This is a genomic window from Nonomuraea sp. NPDC005650 (assembly GCF_040605375.1).
In the GTDB taxonomy this organism is placed as follows: domain Bacteria; phylum Actinomycetota; class Actinomycetes; order Streptosporangiales; family Streptosporangiaceae; genus Nonomuraea.
The window spans coordinates 56,765-73,200 of record NZ_JBEXCR010000036.1; the positions used below are offsets into that span (position 1 = coordinate 56,765).

Below are 16,436 nucleotides of genomic sequence, written 5' to 3' on the forward strand. Positions count from 1 at the left end.
CATGCGATCAGGGGTGACCTCAGGTCAAGTGCCCGGAGTACGGGAAGCTCCGAAATGAGGCGGCTGGCGCTGCCGCGATGAGTCCCGACCGAGCACACTGGGGGAGTACCGCGGCGGGAAGGCCCGCGGGCTGCGCGTCTGATCACCCGGCCGAGGCCAGCGCTCGGCGAGCGGCTTCAACGGCGAACCTGGCCGGGTCGAATTCCTGCGCGCTGTCCAGACCGGCCCGGCGGACATATTCATCGTGCTCGTCGTGCTCGGGATCGGCCAGCACCAGACGGAAGTATGCGTAGCCTCCGATGCCGCCGACGTCCTCTGGCGGGCAGGCGCCCTCCCCGCCCAACAGCACCGGGTAACGGACGCCTTCCTCCGCGGTGAGGATCTCCTCCAGCACGATGTCGTGCCGCCAACTGTCACCCAGGTCGTATTCGTACTCGATGGCTGCCCTGACCTGTGCGAGCACCTCCGCCAGGGAGGTCTTCCCCTCGTCCACAACGTCCAGATCCCACTCACGGGACGGTTGGCCGTACAGGACACCGCCGACCCTGAACAGGTGGAGATGACTGTCCTGCCAGCCCATCACCGTGACCAGGATGTAGTGCAGCCTGGCGAGCGTGATCCCGGGGGAGACGAGCAGGCGCCGCCAGATCACCGGGTCCGCGCTCTCCTGGAGCGTCACCCGGATCTGGTAGATCGGCTCTCCAGATGCGGCCTCGCCCAGGCTGCGCCGCACGGTGGTCACCGCGGCCGGGGTCAGGGTCGCCGTCTCTTCCGTGAGCTCCACCGCGCCCAGCTGGGCCAGGACGGTCAGCAGCCGATCGAGGTCCTGATCGGCCATTCGCCGTTGCGCTTGCGGGTCGCGCATCTCGTAGTACGGCGATGCGATCTGCCAGGCCAGCTCCCGCAGATCCGCGACGGGCACCGGTCCGCCGTGCAACCTACGCTGCAGCGCCCGCCAGATGAGCGCAAACTCCTCGCCGACCAGGGACGAGTACCAGTCGTTCTTGGGGAAGAGCGCCTGGCTCATCTTCCCCAACGCCATGAACGACGCCTCCCACAATCGCTTCGGGGCGTTCAGCAGTGGCGCCGCCTTCTTCACCGGCAGCAGTCGTCCCTTGACCGCCCTAACCAGCCCGGTCGCTTTGGCCCATTCCACGATCAGGTTCAATTCGGGCAGTTCGGTGCTGCTCTGCGTCCGGAACACCCGGTCGCCGATCTTGGGGTCGATCTCGTCGCCGGTCTTCAGCAGCGCCACCAGCGTCCGCGCGTCCGACAGCGTCAGTTTCCCTGTCTGGGTCAGCTTCCGGCCTTCGCCCACCCACTCGGTGAACGCTCGCAACTCCCCTTGCATGGCGTTCAGAGTATGGCGCGGCGTTCGGCCTCAGCCGCCCGCGCCGCGCGAACGAGCCCTTCCTGGCCCATGAGCACCCTAGGATCGGGTGCCGTGGCGAAGAAGCGTAAAGCGAAAGCAAACCCCACCCGGGGAGTCAGCGGTCATCCTGCCCGGCGCGCGCTGCAACTCGCCGCCCGTCAGCCCGCACCCGATCCTCGTGCCGGGCTGCTTGAGTCGCTGTTGGGGACCGCTGGGAATCAATGGTGGCCGGACTCCCAGAATGCGATCATCGAGCGCCTCGCCGACCTGCCCGCCCACTCGCCTCTGCGGCTGGAGAACGCCGTCGTCGACCTGGTCGGGGAGGAGCTATGGACACGTACGCAGACCGAGACCATGGGTTTCCACTGGGACCAGTACCTGGCCGCTCTGGCTGACCTCGTCCGCGACGAGATCCAGCTCGCCGCGCGCACCGGCGGGCAGGTGGGTGACCTGTGGCGGATGCTGCACGGGCTCGCCGCGATGACCCCGCCGTCCAGCGGGCAGATGCTGCGCCGCGATCCCGACCTCGCCGTTCGCGAAGCCGTCGAGGACACCACGGCGGCCTTGGCGAAGGCCGGCATCGCTCCCGGGTGGCCGAGTGACGTTCTCCGGGCCGCTCCAGCCGGGGAGCCACTGCTGCTGGCTGACGCGTACGGCTCGCGGTACGCGCTCCTGGCCCCCTTCGCCTGGGGCGGGCAGGACCCGCACTGGTACTGCTGGGACATCGACCACTGCACCGGAGACCGGGTCGTGCACGCCGGCGTCTTCGGCTCACCGCAGGAAGCGTTGGCTGAGTGGCGGGCCGCCGTCGGGACGCACGCGGCACCCGCCTTCGCCCAACCGGCTCCGTGCGACCAGGCCACCGCCCGCGACCTGCTGGATCCGCTGTGCCGTTCTGATCTCGTGGGCGCCCTGCTGATCGGCGGTGAGTCGAAACAGCTCATCGCCGAGCATTTCCGCCTGTGCCAGCGCGCCCGCTCGCTCTGCGAGTCGTTCGCCGTCGTTCCTGAGCCCCATCCTCAGCAGGACCTGAACCCGATCATCGACGACTTCGCCGCCTGGCTACGCGATCGAGGTGACCGCAGCCCCGAACGGGAAGATGTCGCCACGCTCGCCGACAGTTGGTCCCGCCTGTCCGGGCCCGGCTACTATGCCTGCTCCCCGCATCGGATCGAGCACGCCGTGATCCTCGTCGCGGACGGGTACATCGAGAAATACGCCGAGGCCATACTCGATCTGCTGCCGCAGTGGGTCGAATGGTGCATCGAGCGCACCGGCCTGACCGGCGAACTGGCAGAGCGATCCCGCCGGGCAGCCGCGAACAACCGGTGGGACGGATCCGACAACATGGACCTGCGCCGCATCGAATAGGGCGGGCCGTTGCGCTTTCCGCGTGATGTGGTTCAGGGACTGAGCGGCGGCAAGATGGTTGGTCAGGGCCTGATCGCCGAGGAGCAGAGACGCGTTCTCACGGGTTTGCGCCTTCCGGTTGAAAGTTGCGCGAGCGTGGGGTGCTGGCTGTCACGAGTGCGTTCAGCAGGCGGCCGAAGGCGCTCAGGCCGGCGCATTGGATCAGGCGAGCGTAGGTGATCGGCTCCGTGCCGGTGTGCAGTCTCTTGGGGAATCGGCGCATGTTCGAGCCATGCCGTAGGTCGGACTGGACAGTGAGGCCGTGAACAGCGTGCAGCGGGGTTACATCGGTTTCGGGGTGAATCATGACGGCGATCGTGTTGTGAGGGGTGCGTTGCCGGTCGAGGTAGCACGTGATGTGGCTGTCAGGATGACTTAGTTCGCAGTAGTACTTCACGAGGTGAGTGAGGGTGAAGCCCCGGTCGTCGGCGACATCGACGAGGCTCTGCTCGAAGTCCGTCAGGGGGTGCCTAGCGAGGTCCATTCGGCCTCCTCTCAACAGTCGCCAGGCTATCCATTATGGTCGTTCGGGTTCCTGGGGTGAGGGATGCCGCCGTGCTCGGCGCGTGCTCGTACGCCCCGTCACACGTCGTCAGGACCCGGCACTGCCTGACACGCAAAACGCGCTGAGGCGGCACGAACCATCACCCAAAGGCACAGGGCGGCACTTAAAGGTCTTGCTTCTAATCCGATGGCCGCAGTGCTCGCAACTCCGATGTCTGCGCTTTCGAGATGAGTCGAGACGAAGCTTGATCTAGTCTTTACGTTCGATCGCGCTGGCGGCCAACGCTTGATTTATCGAAAGCAGCGCGTTGTCAATGATTTGCTGAACATGTACAGAATGCCTTGTCTCGAACTTTGGTATGGCTCGCGCACGGATTCCGTGGACTTCGACTGCCTAATCCGACGGTCGCAGGTCCGAATCCTGCGGGACGCGCTTTGATCATGTTCTGGCCTGTGGTTATGCGGAATCGGACGCGTTCTAGAATTCTCGTCTAGCGGTTACGCGCTCCGTGCGTGCTCGCACGCACCAAATCCGCACACACCATGATCGACATCGGCCTTCTGGGGTGAAGGACCCTGCTGGTTAACTCGTTTCAGCCGGTCAGGGTTGGTTCGAGTCGGGCCAGCTGGCTGGTCCGTTTCGTTCCAGGGAGGGGCGGTTCCACCAGGCGTCCAGGCGGATCAGATTGACCGCAATGGCGCAGACGATGTGTTCGAGACGGACCTTCTTGATGCCGCGGTATCGGGCGCGGCGTAGGCCGGTGACGGCTTGATGGATGGTGGCCTCGATGCCGCACCGGAGGGCGTAGCGGTCGCGCCAGACGGGGGTGGTCTGTTCGGCGCGGGCGGCGTCGAGGGTTTCCTGGATCGCTCGTGGGTGCAGGGTGAGGTGGCGGCCGCTGCGCTGGGCGCTGGTGCACAAGGTCCGTACCGGGCAGGGGCGGCAGACGTTGAGCGGGAAGGCGGCCACGATCATCGGCTGTTGCTTTTGCTGGTGCCCAGAATGCTGAGCACGGAGGAGTTGTTCTTGCCGTAGGTGGGATCCTCGTAAGCGGTTCCCTGCTTGGTGGACGCGAACGGGAACTCGTCACACTGTTCCCACTTCGTCTTGTCGGGTTCTCCTGTCACCTGCCGGGGTCGCTGGTCGAAGAACTCGTCGCAGACCTTGTCCTTTGCCTTGATGTTGTCTTTGTATCTGTTCGTGTTGGTGTAGATCCGCTCGAGCGGCTTCCCTTCCGGAGTGGAGTGGCTGGCATTCCAGTTCCCCCGAATGCGTTTAGCTCCGTCCGTCTTGAGGGGCACGGTGTCCTGCGGTTTTGTGAATGCGAGGTTAATGTGCCTGGCCACGGCCCCGTTGTTCAAGTCGGTGGTGGACATGCGGTAAACGCGGCTAGAGCCGTAGAAAACGCAGCCACCGGCGTAGTTTCCGGCCACGGATCCCATCGGGATGTTGTCACAGCGCACCTGCGGTGCACTGTCCCGCAACTGCTGGTTCCCAGTGGTGAGCCAGGTACCCTCACCCCAGCCCGCGACCACTTGCTGGTCACCGTTCCCCGATGTCAGCGGGTTGTTGTAGATGAGCCACGGCATGATGGTGCAGCGACTCGGGCTTCCGTTCTCCGAGTGGAAGATGAAGACGTCGTCCCCATCGTCTATCCATTTCTTCATCCTCGCGGTACGGGTGAGCCCACCGTTGTCGCCGGAGGAGTAGATGGTGGAACAGGCTGTTGACCCGCCGGTGACCTCAAGTTCGAGCTTGAGCGTGTTGTCGAGGTCTTCGGGGTCGGTGTTGTCGAGGCCGAGAAGCGAGTTGAAGAAATCGTCGTCCTCGGTCCAGAAGTTGTCAACTCTGGTCCATACCTTGATGTCTCGGGGACCTCGTCCGCTGCCGGCCCCACCCACGACCGATAGGCCGCTGCTGTCACCGAGATAACTATGCATGACCACGGTCATGTCAAAGTTCAGGAAGTCGTCGACATTTTCTACGGTGACCTTGCAGTCGCATTTCTTGTCGCGTTTCTCCGTCTTCTCGTAGATGACGAACAGCATATGGCGGCTCCAGCAGCCCCATACGGAACGAGCTTGTCCCAGCCTCGGCCGGTGTTCCACGTTCCGCTCTCCCCGACCCGATTGTCGCGTTCGGCCTCGCACTGTTCGAGCGTCATGTGCTCGTAGTCGAAGCCTGCCGCCTGTGCCGTCGAAGCCCGAGCGTCGGCCTTGGCCGGTGTCTCGGGGGGTTGCGGGTTCACTAGTTGGTTCACTTGTGCCGCGGTCAGCGCCTGCTGGTAGACGCGTGTCTCGTCGAGACCCTCTCTGTCAGACTTTCGTGAGACCCGGGGACGAAGTAGTCTTCTGTGATTCAAAGAGGGCGAGAGCGGTATCTTTCGGACAGTGACAGTGACAGTGACCTTGACCGTGGCCGAGCTTCGCAGGGATCTCACCGATGATGGTGAGGTGGGCAAGGGTGACTGACCTCGATCGGATTGGCCGAAGCGGCGCTCGTTCACGCCGGAGTACAAGGCGATGGTCGAGGTCTACGGCGCGGCGACCGAGCCGGGAGCCAAGGGTGCGTTACTGCGCCGTGATGGGCTGTATCACTCCCACATCATCGAGTGGCGCAAGGCCCGCGATGCGGGCGCGTTGAACGCGCTGGCGGCCAAGCCGTCTGGCCCGAAGACGCGCAAGAGCGAGGCGGAAAAGGAGAACGAGCGGCTGCGGGCGCGGGCGGAGAAGGCCGAGCGGGAGCTGGCCAAGACCAAGACCGCGCTGGAGATCATGGGAACAGCGCACGCGCTCTTGGAACTGCTCTCCGAGAGCGCGGACAGCGACGCGCCGCCCAGAAAGTGATCGATGAGGCGTTCATCGCGCTGGAGCCCGTGCTCGGCGTGACTGCGGCGTGCGCCCTGTCAGGCAAGTCGCGGGCCACCGTGCACCGCCACCGCCATCCACGGACGGTGGTGCTCGGTCCGCGCCCGACGCCCACGCCGCATCCGGCGGCGCTGAGCGAGGAGGAGCGGGCGCGGGTGCTGGCTGTCTTACGCTCGCCGCGGTTCGTCGACAAGGCTCCGGCGCAGGTGTGGGCCACGCTGCTGGACGAGGGCGTTTACCTGTGCTCGATCTCCACCATGTACCGGCTGCTGCGCGAGTGCGGCGAGCTACGCGAACGCCGACGCCAGGCCACGCACGCGGCCCGGGTGCGGCCCGAACTGGTCGCCCGCGCGCCGTCGGAGGTCTTCACCTGGGGACATCACCAAGCTGAAGGGAGCGGTCAAGGGCGCCTACTACGACCTGTACGTCATGCTCGACAGCTACTCTCGCTACGTCGTGCACTGGGAGGTGCATGCCCGGGAGAGTGCGGAGTTGGCCGAGCAGTTCGTTGCCTCGGCCGTCCGCGCCAACGGCGGCCAGGCACCTGCGCATGTGCCCACCACAGCCGACGCCCGCACCGTCCGCCACGTGTCCTCCGGATCCGCCGGTGGGGCCGGTGCTGAGCGAGTTGTCGGTCACACCTTCCGAGCTGGTGTCGGGCACGCTGGTCGCCTCCGTACTCGATCCTAAACTCCAGGCATTCGTCGCGGACCCACAGGACCTGCCCGTCGAGGGTCGAAGTCGAGGTGGAGCACGACCCCGCAGCCCCCGCGCAAGGGACCGGCCAGATCTGGACCGGCGCGGTGGACAACGTCGAGTCCGCCACACAGGCGATGATCCAGATTCCCGCCGGGACGCTGTCCAACGAATGGCAGGTCCGCTGGCGGGCGCGCGCCACGGCCGGTGGCACGGCCTCGGAATGGACGGCGTGGCAGAACTTCGCGGTGATCGACGGCCTGGCGCCGCTGCCTATCGCGGAGCTAAAGGTGGATCCCTCGACGCAGAACAACGCGGTGACCTCGTCCCTCACCCCGGCCCTGCTCGCCCGGGTGGACGACCCGATGAGTGATGACGAAGTACTTCTGCCCCGCGGTCTTCGCCGCGCTGATGACGGCGTTGGCGTCGAAGTCGGACGGGTTGAACGTGGTGGCCTTCGTCTCGTACTCGACCCACGGGATGGCGCAGTTGCGCTTGATCCATTCCGCGTCGCGGCAGGCCGTGCCGTCGGGGCGCCGGTACTCGCCCCGGTAGGCGCTGTAGAGGCCGAAATGCATGAACATCCCGAAGTGCCCGTCCCGCCACCACTGCGTGCGTGCCGCCGTGAACACATCATCCGGCGCGTAATTGTCGCCGGGTTCCGCCCAGACGGGCTCAATGGTCAGCGCGAGGGCGGAGCAGAGGATCAGCGAGCTCAGCATGGATCGGAGTCGCATGGTCTACCTCCCTAACGGGGTTTGATGCACTTCGCTGTGCTCTCTTGCCTGGCGATGGAGCAGTACAGCTGCGGCAGCGTGTCCCCGTCGACGGTGCGCGCCGCGCCCGCGTACTCGGCGGTGTGGCTGAACGGCTTCGTTCGGGTCGCCCAGAATCGGCCGGTGTCCGACTGCCAGACACGCCAGCCGGCGACCGACGGGCTGGCGGCCGGTGTCTTGCTAGAGGCCATTGGCCGGGAATCAACTCCTGGTCAAGGGGACCCGTACGGCGTCAACAGCGCCGACGGGTCCCATCGATTACGGGCGAGACCGAAGAATCAGCCGACCTTGGTGAGACGGAACTTCTGGTTGTCGGCGTTGGTGCAGTTCCATTGGATGACGGCGCCGCCGTCGGCCTGGGAGACGCCGCTGACGTCGAGGCAGAGGCCGCTCGCCGCGGCGGTCACCTTGTAGGTCCCGTCGCTCGCGACGGGGAAGAACCGCTGGTGGACGAGATGGGCGTGGCCGGGCGGGTGGCAGGACCACTGGACCAGCTGGGTGCCGCCCGCGGTGGAGCCGTTGGGGACGTCCAGGCACTTGCCGCTCTTGACGTTCTTGAACTGGTAGCCGCCCGCGGCCACCGGGATGGCCTGCCATCTCTGCTCGGTGCCCGTGCCCGCGGTCATCTGCACGATCGGCGCGCCGTCGGCGGCGGAGGCGTCCTTGGGGGTGACGTTCTTGCCGCTGTGTTGTGCGGTGATGGTGTAGACACCGGCAGCGGGACCGCCCTGGGTCTCGCCCGCGAACTGGATGGCGTCGAGGTCGAAGCCGTTGTTCTGGCTGTTCTTGAAGACCGCGTAGACGGACTTGGTGCGGACGTCCGACTTCACCGGGACGGCGGCGGTCATCTGGTAGTTGTCCCATCCGCCGGTGTTGTGGACGGGTGCGGTGGCCAGCAGGGTTCCGGTGGGGGAGTCGGCGTGGAGTTCGATGTTGCCGCCGCCGGACGGGCTGGAGATGCGGAAGGCGGCGGAGGTGATGTTGTTGAGGTCCATCGGGGTGAAGGCGATCCAGTCGTTGTCGCTGATGTCGCCGATGCGCTTTCCGCTCTCGGCGCCCGCCTGGTCGATGACGCGGACCCCGGACATGGTGGTGAAGTACTCGGCCTGCTTGCGCTTGGGCTGCAGGACGGCCTTGGCGTATCCGGTCAGGGGGTTCTCGCCCTGGTCGGTGTAGTGGGCGTTGATGGCGTAGTAGAGGTTGGCGCCGGCGGGGTGGCCGCCGATGTCACTGGTAGGGATGGTGCCTTCGCAGCCGGGCTTGTCCACCGTCTCGTGCTCGTGGTCGTCGTGGCCGAGCGCGGGGTTGACCAGGACCTTCGAGCAGTCGATGGTGCCGCCGTCAGGGTCGGTGACCTTGACCTTGTACGGAATGTCCTGGCCGAATTCGATGAGCGTGCCGTTCAGGGGAGTCTCGATGGTCACCACCGGCTTGGAGTTGCCCACGGTGATCTCGACGTTGGCGAAACCTTCCTTGCCTGTGGAGTCCTTCACCCGTAGCTGGGCGGTGAAGCGTCCCTTGGCCTGGTACGTGTGCGACGCCTTGGCCGCGGTGGAGTCGACGGTGCCGTTGCCGTCGAAGTCCCAGGCGATGCTGATCGGGTCGCCGTCGGGATCGGAGCTGCCCGCGCTGTCGAACTCGACCGTCAGAGGTGCGGGTCCGTCCGTCTTCGACGCGGTCGCCTTGGCGATGGGGGCGCGGTCGCCGCCGGAGTAATCGATCCGGTAGAGGCCGGAGTCGCTGTTGCCGCCGCCGAACTGGCTACCCCACTCCAGCAGGTACATCGACCCGTTGGGGCCGAACGTCATGTCCATGGGCTTGGTGAACGAGCCGAGGAACGGGTCGATCTTGAGCACGTTGTCCTGGTCGTCCAGGTGGATGGTCTTCACGAAGTGCCGGGACCACTCGTAGAAGAAGTTCTTGCCGTCGAAGTAGGCGGGGAACTTCGTGGCGGAGGGGTTGGCGGCGTTGTACCGGTACACCGGTCCGGCCATCGGCGCGGCGCCGCCGCTCCCGAGTTCGGGGAAGGTCGGGGAGGTGCCGTAGCCGTACGACATGACAGGCTTCTGGATCGGCGGCAGCTCGGTCAGCCCGGTGTTGTTGGGGGAGTCGTTGACGGGCGCGGTGCAGTTGAACTTGGGGCCGATGACCTTGGTTTCGGGGTTGTAGGGGGCGTAGGGCTGGTTGTCGCCGTGGCAGAACGGCCAGCCGTAGTTGCCGGCCTTCTTGATGATGTTGTACTCGACCAGCCCTTCGGGCCCGCGGTCGGTCGTCGGGCCGCCGCGGTCGGGACCGTAGTCGGCCGCGTGCACGTATCCGGTCTTCTGGTCCACGGTGAAGCGGAAGGGGTTGCGGAATCCCATGGCATAGATCTCAGGCTTGGTCTTGGCCGTGCCAGGCGGGAAGAGGTTCCCGGTCGGGATGTCGTACGTCCCGTCCGCCTTCGGTTTGATGCGCAGGATCTTGCCGCGCAGGTCGTTGGTGTTGCCCGCGGTGCGGGCGGCGTCGAGCATCTGCTGCCCGGGACGCCAGTCGAGGGGTGCGTACCCCTGCCAGTCGGGCGACAGGTTCGGCGGGACGTCGTCACCGGTCCCCAGGTAGAGCGTCCCGTCCGGCCCGAACTCGACCGCGCCGCCGGTGTGGCCGGGCTCGGGATAGGTGCGCTGCCGGTACGCGGGCACCTCGAGGATCTTCTTCTCCGTGGCCAGGTCGATCTTGTCGCCGCTGACCGTGAAGCGGGAGAGGCGGTTGACGTCGGTGCTGCTGCTCTCCGGCGACCAGTAGACGTAGATCCACCCGTTCTGGGCGAAGTTCGGGTCGAGCTCCATGCCGACCAGGCCGTCCTCGCCGCCGGTGTAGGCGTTCAGCGTGGCGGCGGTGACCGTGGTGTGCGTGTCCGGCTTGAAGATCTTGATCTCGCCCTTGCGCTCCACGTAGAAAACCCGCCCATCGGGAGCGACGTCCAACTCCATCGGGTCGGCGGTGTTGTCGTCCAGCGTGATCTTTTCGAAACTGCTGGTCACCGTGCCGCCGCAGTCGCCCTCCACGGTGCCCGCGGCCCACTGGATGCCGCCGAGCACGTGCTGGCGAAAGAGGGACTCGGCGTAGGCGGCGGTGTCGTGGCCCATGGCGGTGGCCCAGACCTTGCCGCCCTCGGCCTTGCGGCACCAGGAGATGGGGTGGTCGGGTCCCATCTTGGAGGGCCCGGGGTCGTAGGTGGTCTCGTCGGCAGAGACCAGGACGTGCACGTTGCCGCGCGGGTTGGGCGAGAAGTTGTACCACTCCTCGGGGCGCTGCCAGCGCAGCGGCAGGTCCTTGGTGGAGGGGTGGACGCGGTCGGTCACCTTGGCGGTGCCCTGCAGCACGCCCGGAGAGTGGGCGGGCATGTGCGCGCCGCCGTTGACCAGGTCGTCCCACCAGGGGAACTCGCTCTCGATGCCCATGTCGAGGGTGTTGTGGATGCCGACGATGCCCTTGCCGGAGCGGACGTATTTCTGTACGGCCTGCCGCTGGGTGTCGTTCTCCCAGACCATGCCGGAGTTCTGCAGCATGATCAGCACGTCGAACGTGGCGAGGTTGGCGTCGTTGAAGGCGCTGGAGTCGTCGGTCTGGACGACCTCGAAGTGGTTGGCGGCTCCGAGATCTTTGATCATCTGGATGCCTGCGGGGATGGAGCCGTGGACGTAGCCGACGGCTTTGGTGAACAGCAGCACGCGGAAGGTGTCGTGCTGGGCGGTGGTGGCGACGGCCGTGCCTGAAGGTAATAACAGCAGGAACGGGGCGATCAGGGCAGCAAGAGCTCGACGCATGGGGGGTCTCCGGGATTCAGGGAGCTCTGGGGAGGGGCTGGCGGTAAAGCGGTGCCGATGATGGCGGATCGCCAGAGATCAGCCGGTTTCCGGCTTATATCCCTCATGTTGCCGGATGTTAAGACCGTCTTATGACGACAGTCAAGCAGAAGACGGAGTGACAGCGGCGTAACTCTGAAGCGTTCGGCGCGATTGGCGACGATCACCGCGAGGCGCACGCATGGTCCAAAAGATCTTGAAAAAGCGCGTAATGGCAGGCTGTGTGAGCACTCCCTTATTGCAGGAGAGGACTGTCCGCGCGGAGTGGGCGCCAGAGGGTACTTATGCGAAGAATCGGACGTTCGTGGCACATTTGCCGATCATCATTCAACTTTCGATTTTTCTCGGCGTAACACACTGGACTTCACTGCATCCTGTGTCTAAATTCAGGTGAAATTCGCCGCAACCTCCTCGTAACGAAGGGATCGCGTGCATGTTTCGCCGCACCTCCCGCTGGCTCGCTCGCTTGAGCGCCTTAGCCCTGGCCGTCTCCGGCATGACGGCCTTGGCCCTGCCGGCCCGAGCTCACGACGCCATCGATCCAGCCGACTACCAGACCGTGACACTGGCCAAAGGCGCCGCTGAAACGGGCGAACCCATGAGCCTCGCCGTGCTACCTGATCTGTCAGTCCTCCACACCTCGCGTGATGGGACACTCCGCCGTACCGACAAGGGCGGAAACACCCAGGTCATCGGCACGCTGCCGGTCTACAGCCACGACGAGGAGGGCCTGCAGGGAGTGGCTGCAGACCCGGGCTTCGCCACCAACAGGACGATCTACCTCTACTACGCGCACAAGCTTTCCACCCCGGCCGGTGACGCACCGGCCACGGGTACGGACTGGAGTGCCTGGCAGGGGGTGAACCGGCTGTCGCGTTTCACCTTGAAGGCCGACGGGACGCTCGATGTCGCGAGCGAGAAGAAGGTCCTGGACGTCACTGCGGATCGGGGCATGTGCTGCCACGTCGGCGGCGACATCGACTTCGATGCCCAGGGCAACCTCTACCTGTCGACAGGCGACGACACCAACCCCTTCGACTCCGCCGGCTACGCGCCCATCGACGAGCGGACCGACCGTAACCCCGCCTACGACGCCCAGCGCACCTCGGCCAACACCAACGATCTGCGGGGCAAGATCCTCCGGATCAAGGTGAATCCCGCCGACGGGTCCTACACCGTGCCGTCGGGCAACCTGTTCCCGCCGGGCACGGCGAAGACCCGGCCCGAGATCTACGCCATGGGCTTCCGTAATCCGTTCAGGATGAGCGTCGACAAGAAGACCGGGGTCGTCTACGTCGGCGACTACGGTCCGGACTCGGGCGGCACCAATCCCGATCGCGGGCCCTCAGGGCAGGTGGAGTTCAACAAGGTCAGCCAAGCGGGCAACTTCGGCTGGCCCTACTGCACGGGGACCAACACGCCCGCGGAGACCTACAACGAATACACCTTCCCCTCCGGGCCTTCGGGCGCCAAATACGACTGCGCAGGAGGCCCGGCCAACAACTCCTTCCGCAACACGGGCCTGGCCAAGCTGCCGGCCGCGCAACCGGCCTGGATCAGGTATGGCGGCGACGCGGGCAGCCCGCCCGAGTTCGGCACGGGGTCGGAGTCTCCGATGGGCGGCCCTGCCTACCGCTACGACCCGGATCTGCAGTCGGAGGTGAAGTTCCCGCAGGAACTGGACAACATGGTCTTCCTCGGCGAGTTCGGCCGTCGCTGGATCAAGGCCGTCAGCCTGGCCGACAACCACATCCTGAACTTCCCGTGGAGCGGCACCCAGGTGATGGACCTGGCCTTCGGCCCCGACGGCGCGCTCTACGTGCTGGACTACGGCACCGGCTATTTCAGCGGAGACGCGAACTCCGCTCTGTATCGCATCGAGTACATCAAGGGCCGCGACCGGAGCCCGACCGCCAAGGCGTCCGCGGACAAGACCTCGGGGCAGCCACCGCTGACCGTCGCCTTCTCCTCCGAAGGTTCGAGCGATCCCGACGGCCAGGCGCTGACTTACGCCTGGGACTTCGGCGACGGCGGCACCTCGACCCAGGCCAATCCCACGCACACCTACACCGCCAGAGGCGAGTTTCAAGCGACACTCACCGTGAAGGATCCGGCGGGAAACTCAGGCACGTCAAGCATGCCGATCACCGTGGGCAACACCGCGCCGACGATCGCTTTCCAGACGCCGCGCGAGGGCCAGCTGTTCGACTGGGGTGACACGGTGCCCTTCAAGGTCACCGTGACCGACCCGGAGGACGGCACGATCGACTGTGCGGCGGTCAAGGTGACCTACATCCTCGGACACGACAGCCATGGCCACGCCATCACCTCGAAGAACGGCTGCGAGGGCACGCTGACCATTCCCAAGGACGGTGAGCACGACAGCGCGGCCAACATCTTCGCCGTGTTCAACGCCTCCTACACCGACAAGGACAAGCTGACCGGCAGCAAGGAGCACATCCTGCAGCCCAGGCACCGGCAGGCCGAGCACTACGCAGCCGCCTCGTCGGGCGTTCAGCAAGAGAACAAGCCGACGGCCGCCGAGGGCGGCAAGACGGTCGGATCCATCGAGAACGGCGACTGGATCTCCTTCAAGCCCTACGAGCTGAGCGGCGCCAAGTCGGCACACTTCCGGGTCTCCTCAGCAGGTGCGGGCGGAAACATCGAGATCCGTACCGGCTCGCAGAGCGGGCCGCTGGTGGGCAAGGTGGCAGTGCCGAAGACCGGCGGCTGGGAGACCTTCACGGACGTGGAGACCGCACTGACCGGCGTCACCACCACGACCGACAGCCTGTTCCTGGTGTTCACCGGAGGCTCGGGCGCGCTGTTCGACGTCGACTCCTTCATCTTGTCGCCCGAGGCCGTGACGCAACCCGTCACCGGAACGATCGGCGGGCCCGGCGGCGGCTGCGTCGACGTCGCGGGAGCGAACACCGCCGACTCCACCAAGGTGCAGATGTACGAATGCAACGGCACGGATGCCCAGAAGTGGATAATCGACAGCACCGTCGGCACGATCAAGGCGCTGGGCAAATGCCTGGATGTCAGGGGAGCCGTCACCGCCGACGGCACCGAGGTACAGATCTACACCTGCAACAACACCAACGCCCAGAAGTGGACCGTGGACGGCACTGCCGGCACGATCAAGGCGCTCGGCAAATGCCTGGACGCCACCGACCGGGCGCAGCTGGTCATCCGCACCTGCGATGGGGGCGCCGACCAGAAGTTCAGCCCGCCCGGCAGCTCGTCCGCCGACGGCGGTGACGTGCTGATCTTCAGCCGCACGACGGGATTCCGGCACGACTCCATCGCGGCCGGCATCCAAGCGATCAAGAACATGGGCTTCAAAGCGACTGCCACCGAGGACCCAGGCGCCTTCACGACGGCGAACCTGGCCTCGTACAAGGCGGTGGTCTTCCTCAACACCACCGGTGACGTGCTGAACGCCGACCAGCAGGCCGCCTTCGAGTCCTACATCAAGGCGGGCGGCGGGTACGTGGGCGTGCACGCGGCAGCCGACACCGAGTACGACTGGCCGTTCTACGGCGAGCTCGTCGGAGCCTGGTTCTCCAGCCACCCGGCGATCCAGCAGGCCAAGATCAAGGTCGAGGATCGGGCGAACCCGGCCACCGCTCACCTGGACACCACCTGGGCCAGGACCGACGAGTGGTACGACTACAAGTCCAACCCCCGCGCCACGGCGCACGTCCTGGCCACGCTGGACGAGTCGTCCTACAGTGGCGGGAAGATGGGCGCCGACCATCCGATCTCCTGGTGTAAGGCCTACCAGGGCGGGCGCTCCTTCTACACCGGTCTCGGCCACACCGCCGAGACCTACTCGGAGCAGGCCTTCCTGCAGCACCTCAAGGGCGGCATCGCGTACGCCATGGGGACCGCACAGGCCGACTGCCGTCCGGAGACCGGTTACACCACCCTCTACAACGGCTCGACCACCGGCTGGGAGCAGGCCGGACCCGGCAACTTCACCAACGCCGACGCCACGCTGACCTCCACGGGCGGCATGGGCCTGTACTGGTACAAGGCCAAGGAATTCACCAAGGGCTACTCACTCAAGGCCGACTGGAAGCTGACCGGAGACGACAACTCCGGGATCTTCATCGGATTCCCACCCTCCACCGATCCCTGGTCGGCGGTCAACAACGGCTACGAGATCCAGATCGACGCCACCGACTCGACCGACAAGACCACCGGCGCCATCTACGGCTTCAAGTCGGCCGACACCGCCGCACGCGACAAGGCGCTCAACCCGCCCGGCCAGTGGAACACCTTCGAGATCAGGGTCGAGGGCGAACGCGTCCAGGTGCTGCTCAACGGCGTCAAGATCAACGATTTCACCAACACCGATTCGGCACGCTCGCTCAAGGACGGGCACATCGGCCTGCAGAACCACGGCAACGGCGACACCGTCTCCTTCCGCAACATCCGCGTCAAGGAACTAGGCACGCCCACCGGCGACACCGTCATCCAGGCGGAGAACTGGTCCCAGGCCAACGGTGTCCAGACCTACCCGCACGCTCCGGCACACGGCGGGATCGTGCTCGGCTACGTCAACCCTGGTGACTGGGCGGCCTACGACGAGGTGGACCTCACCGGCGTCACCTCCTTCACCGCCCGCATCGCCTCAGTCAACCCGACGGGGGGCTTCGAGATCCGCACGGACTCGCCGACCGGCCCGATCCTGGGCCGCGTGACCGTGCCCAACACGGGCGGATGGGAGTCCTACCAGGACGTCTCGACCCCGCTGACCAACGTGCCCGGCAAGACCGTCAAGCTCTACCTCACCTTCGACGGCTCGAGTTTGGACGTGGACGACTTCACGCTTCGCCGCGACTGACTCCGCGACGGAGCCGGCGCAGGCTGACGCGCGGCGCCCCTGACGGTGGCATTCGGTCCCGAGTGCGCCGGCAGGGGCGCAAGCCTCCTCCGGGATGGCACGCCGTT

At 65.9% G+C, this 16,436-nt stretch carries 11 protein-coding genes; 4 read left to right on the plus strand and 7 right to left on the minus strand.

The annotated features are described in order from the left end of the window. Nucleotides 1-142: 142 nt before the first annotated feature. Nucleotides 143-1,351, minus strand: a complete 1,209-nt coding sequence (locus ABZS69_RS46365) for a plasmid pRiA4b ORF-3 family protein (RefSeq protein ID WP_355384740.1) — start codon at nt 1,349-1,351, stop codon at nt 143-145. Nucleotides 1,352-1,573: 222 nt separating this feature from the next. On the opposite strand from ABZS69_RS46365, the gene ABZS69_RS46370 reads away from it, so the two are divergent. Beyond that, nucleotides 1,574-2,743 (plus strand): hypothetical protein, encoded by a 1,170-nt coding sequence (locus tag ABZS69_RS46370; RefSeq protein ID WP_355384743.1) that lies wholly within the window; start codon nt 1,574-1,576, stop codon nt 2,741-2,743. Nucleotides 2,744-2,840: 97 nt separating this feature from the next. Here the strand turns inward: ABZS69_RS46370 and ABZS69_RS46375 are convergent, their stop codons facing one another. From ABZS69_RS46375 to ABZS69_RS46385, 3 genes are all read right to left on the minus strand, one after another. Then, nucleotides 2,841-3,266: a hypothetical protein gene (locus ABZS69_RS46375; RefSeq protein WP_355384746.1), complete on the minus strand. Its 426-nt coding sequence runs from the start codon at nt 3,264-3,266 to the stop codon at nt 2,841-2,843. A 621-nt stretch (nt 3,267-3,887) separates the two neighbouring features. Further along, on the minus strand, nt 3,888-4,262 hold the full coding sequence (locus ABZS69_RS46380) for a transposase (protein WP_355384749.1): 375 nt from the start codon (nt 4,260-4,262) through the stop codon (nt 3,888-3,890). Then, entirely contained in the window at nt 4,259-5,335 is a 1,077-nt protein-coding gene (locus ABZS69_RS46385) for a hypothetical protein (protein WP_355384752.1), read from the minus strand. The genes ABZS69_RS46380 and ABZS69_RS46385 overlap by 4 nt, the downstream gene beginning before the upstream one ends. A 474-nt stretch (nt 5,336-5,809) precedes the next feature. Here ABZS69_RS46385 and ABZS69_RS46390 point away from each other — a divergent pair, with 474 nt between their 5' ends. Both ABZS69_RS46390 and ABZS69_RS46395 read left to right on the plus strand, forming a co-directional pair. Continuing rightward, nucleotides 5,810-6,133: a hypothetical protein gene (locus ABZS69_RS46390; RefSeq protein ID WP_355384755.1), complete on the plus strand. Its 324-nt coding sequence runs from the start codon at nt 5,810-5,812 to the stop codon at nt 6,131-6,133. Between the two features lie 399 nt (nt 6,134-6,532). Further along, a complete protein-coding gene (locus ABZS69_RS46395; RefSeq protein ID WP_355384944.1) occupies nt 6,533-6,844 on the plus strand; it encodes a hypothetical protein in 312 nt (103 codons plus the stop codon). Nucleotides 6,845-7,134: 290 nt separating this feature from the next. On the opposite strand, the gene ABZS69_RS46400 is transcribed toward ABZS69_RS46395, so the two are convergent. The 3 genes from ABZS69_RS46400 to ABZS69_RS46410 all read right to left on the minus strand — a co-directional run bounded on the left by ABZS69_RS46400 (nt 7,135) and on the right by ABZS69_RS46410 (nt 11,339). Then, nucleotides 7,135-7,587, minus strand: coding sequence for an alpha-L-fucosidase (locus ABZS69_RS46400; protein ID WP_355384758.1), 453 nt, complete (start codon nt 7,585-7,587; stop codon nt 7,135-7,137). Between the two features lie 11 nt (nt 7,588-7,598). After that, the gene (locus tag ABZS69_RS46405) at nt 7,599-7,817 is read right to left on the minus strand and encodes a hypothetical protein (protein ID WP_355384761.1); all 219 of its coding nucleotides are present in this window, start codon (nt 7,815-7,817) and stop codon (nt 7,599-7,601) included. A gap of 87 nt (nt 7,818-7,904) precedes the next feature. After that, entirely contained in the window at nt 7,905-11,339 is a 3,435-nt protein-coding gene (locus tag ABZS69_RS46410) for a ThuA domain-containing protein (RefSeq protein ID WP_355384767.1), read from the minus strand. A 601-nt stretch (nt 11,340-11,940) separates the two neighbouring features. Between ABZS69_RS46410 and ABZS69_RS46415 the strand changes: the two genes are divergently transcribed. Continuing rightward, nucleotides 11,941-16,329, plus strand: coding sequence for a ThuA domain-containing protein (locus ABZS69_RS46415; protein WP_355384770.1), 4,389 nt, complete (start codon nt 11,941-11,943; stop codon nt 16,327-16,329). The last annotated feature ends 107 nt before the right edge of the window (nt 16,330-16,436 follow it).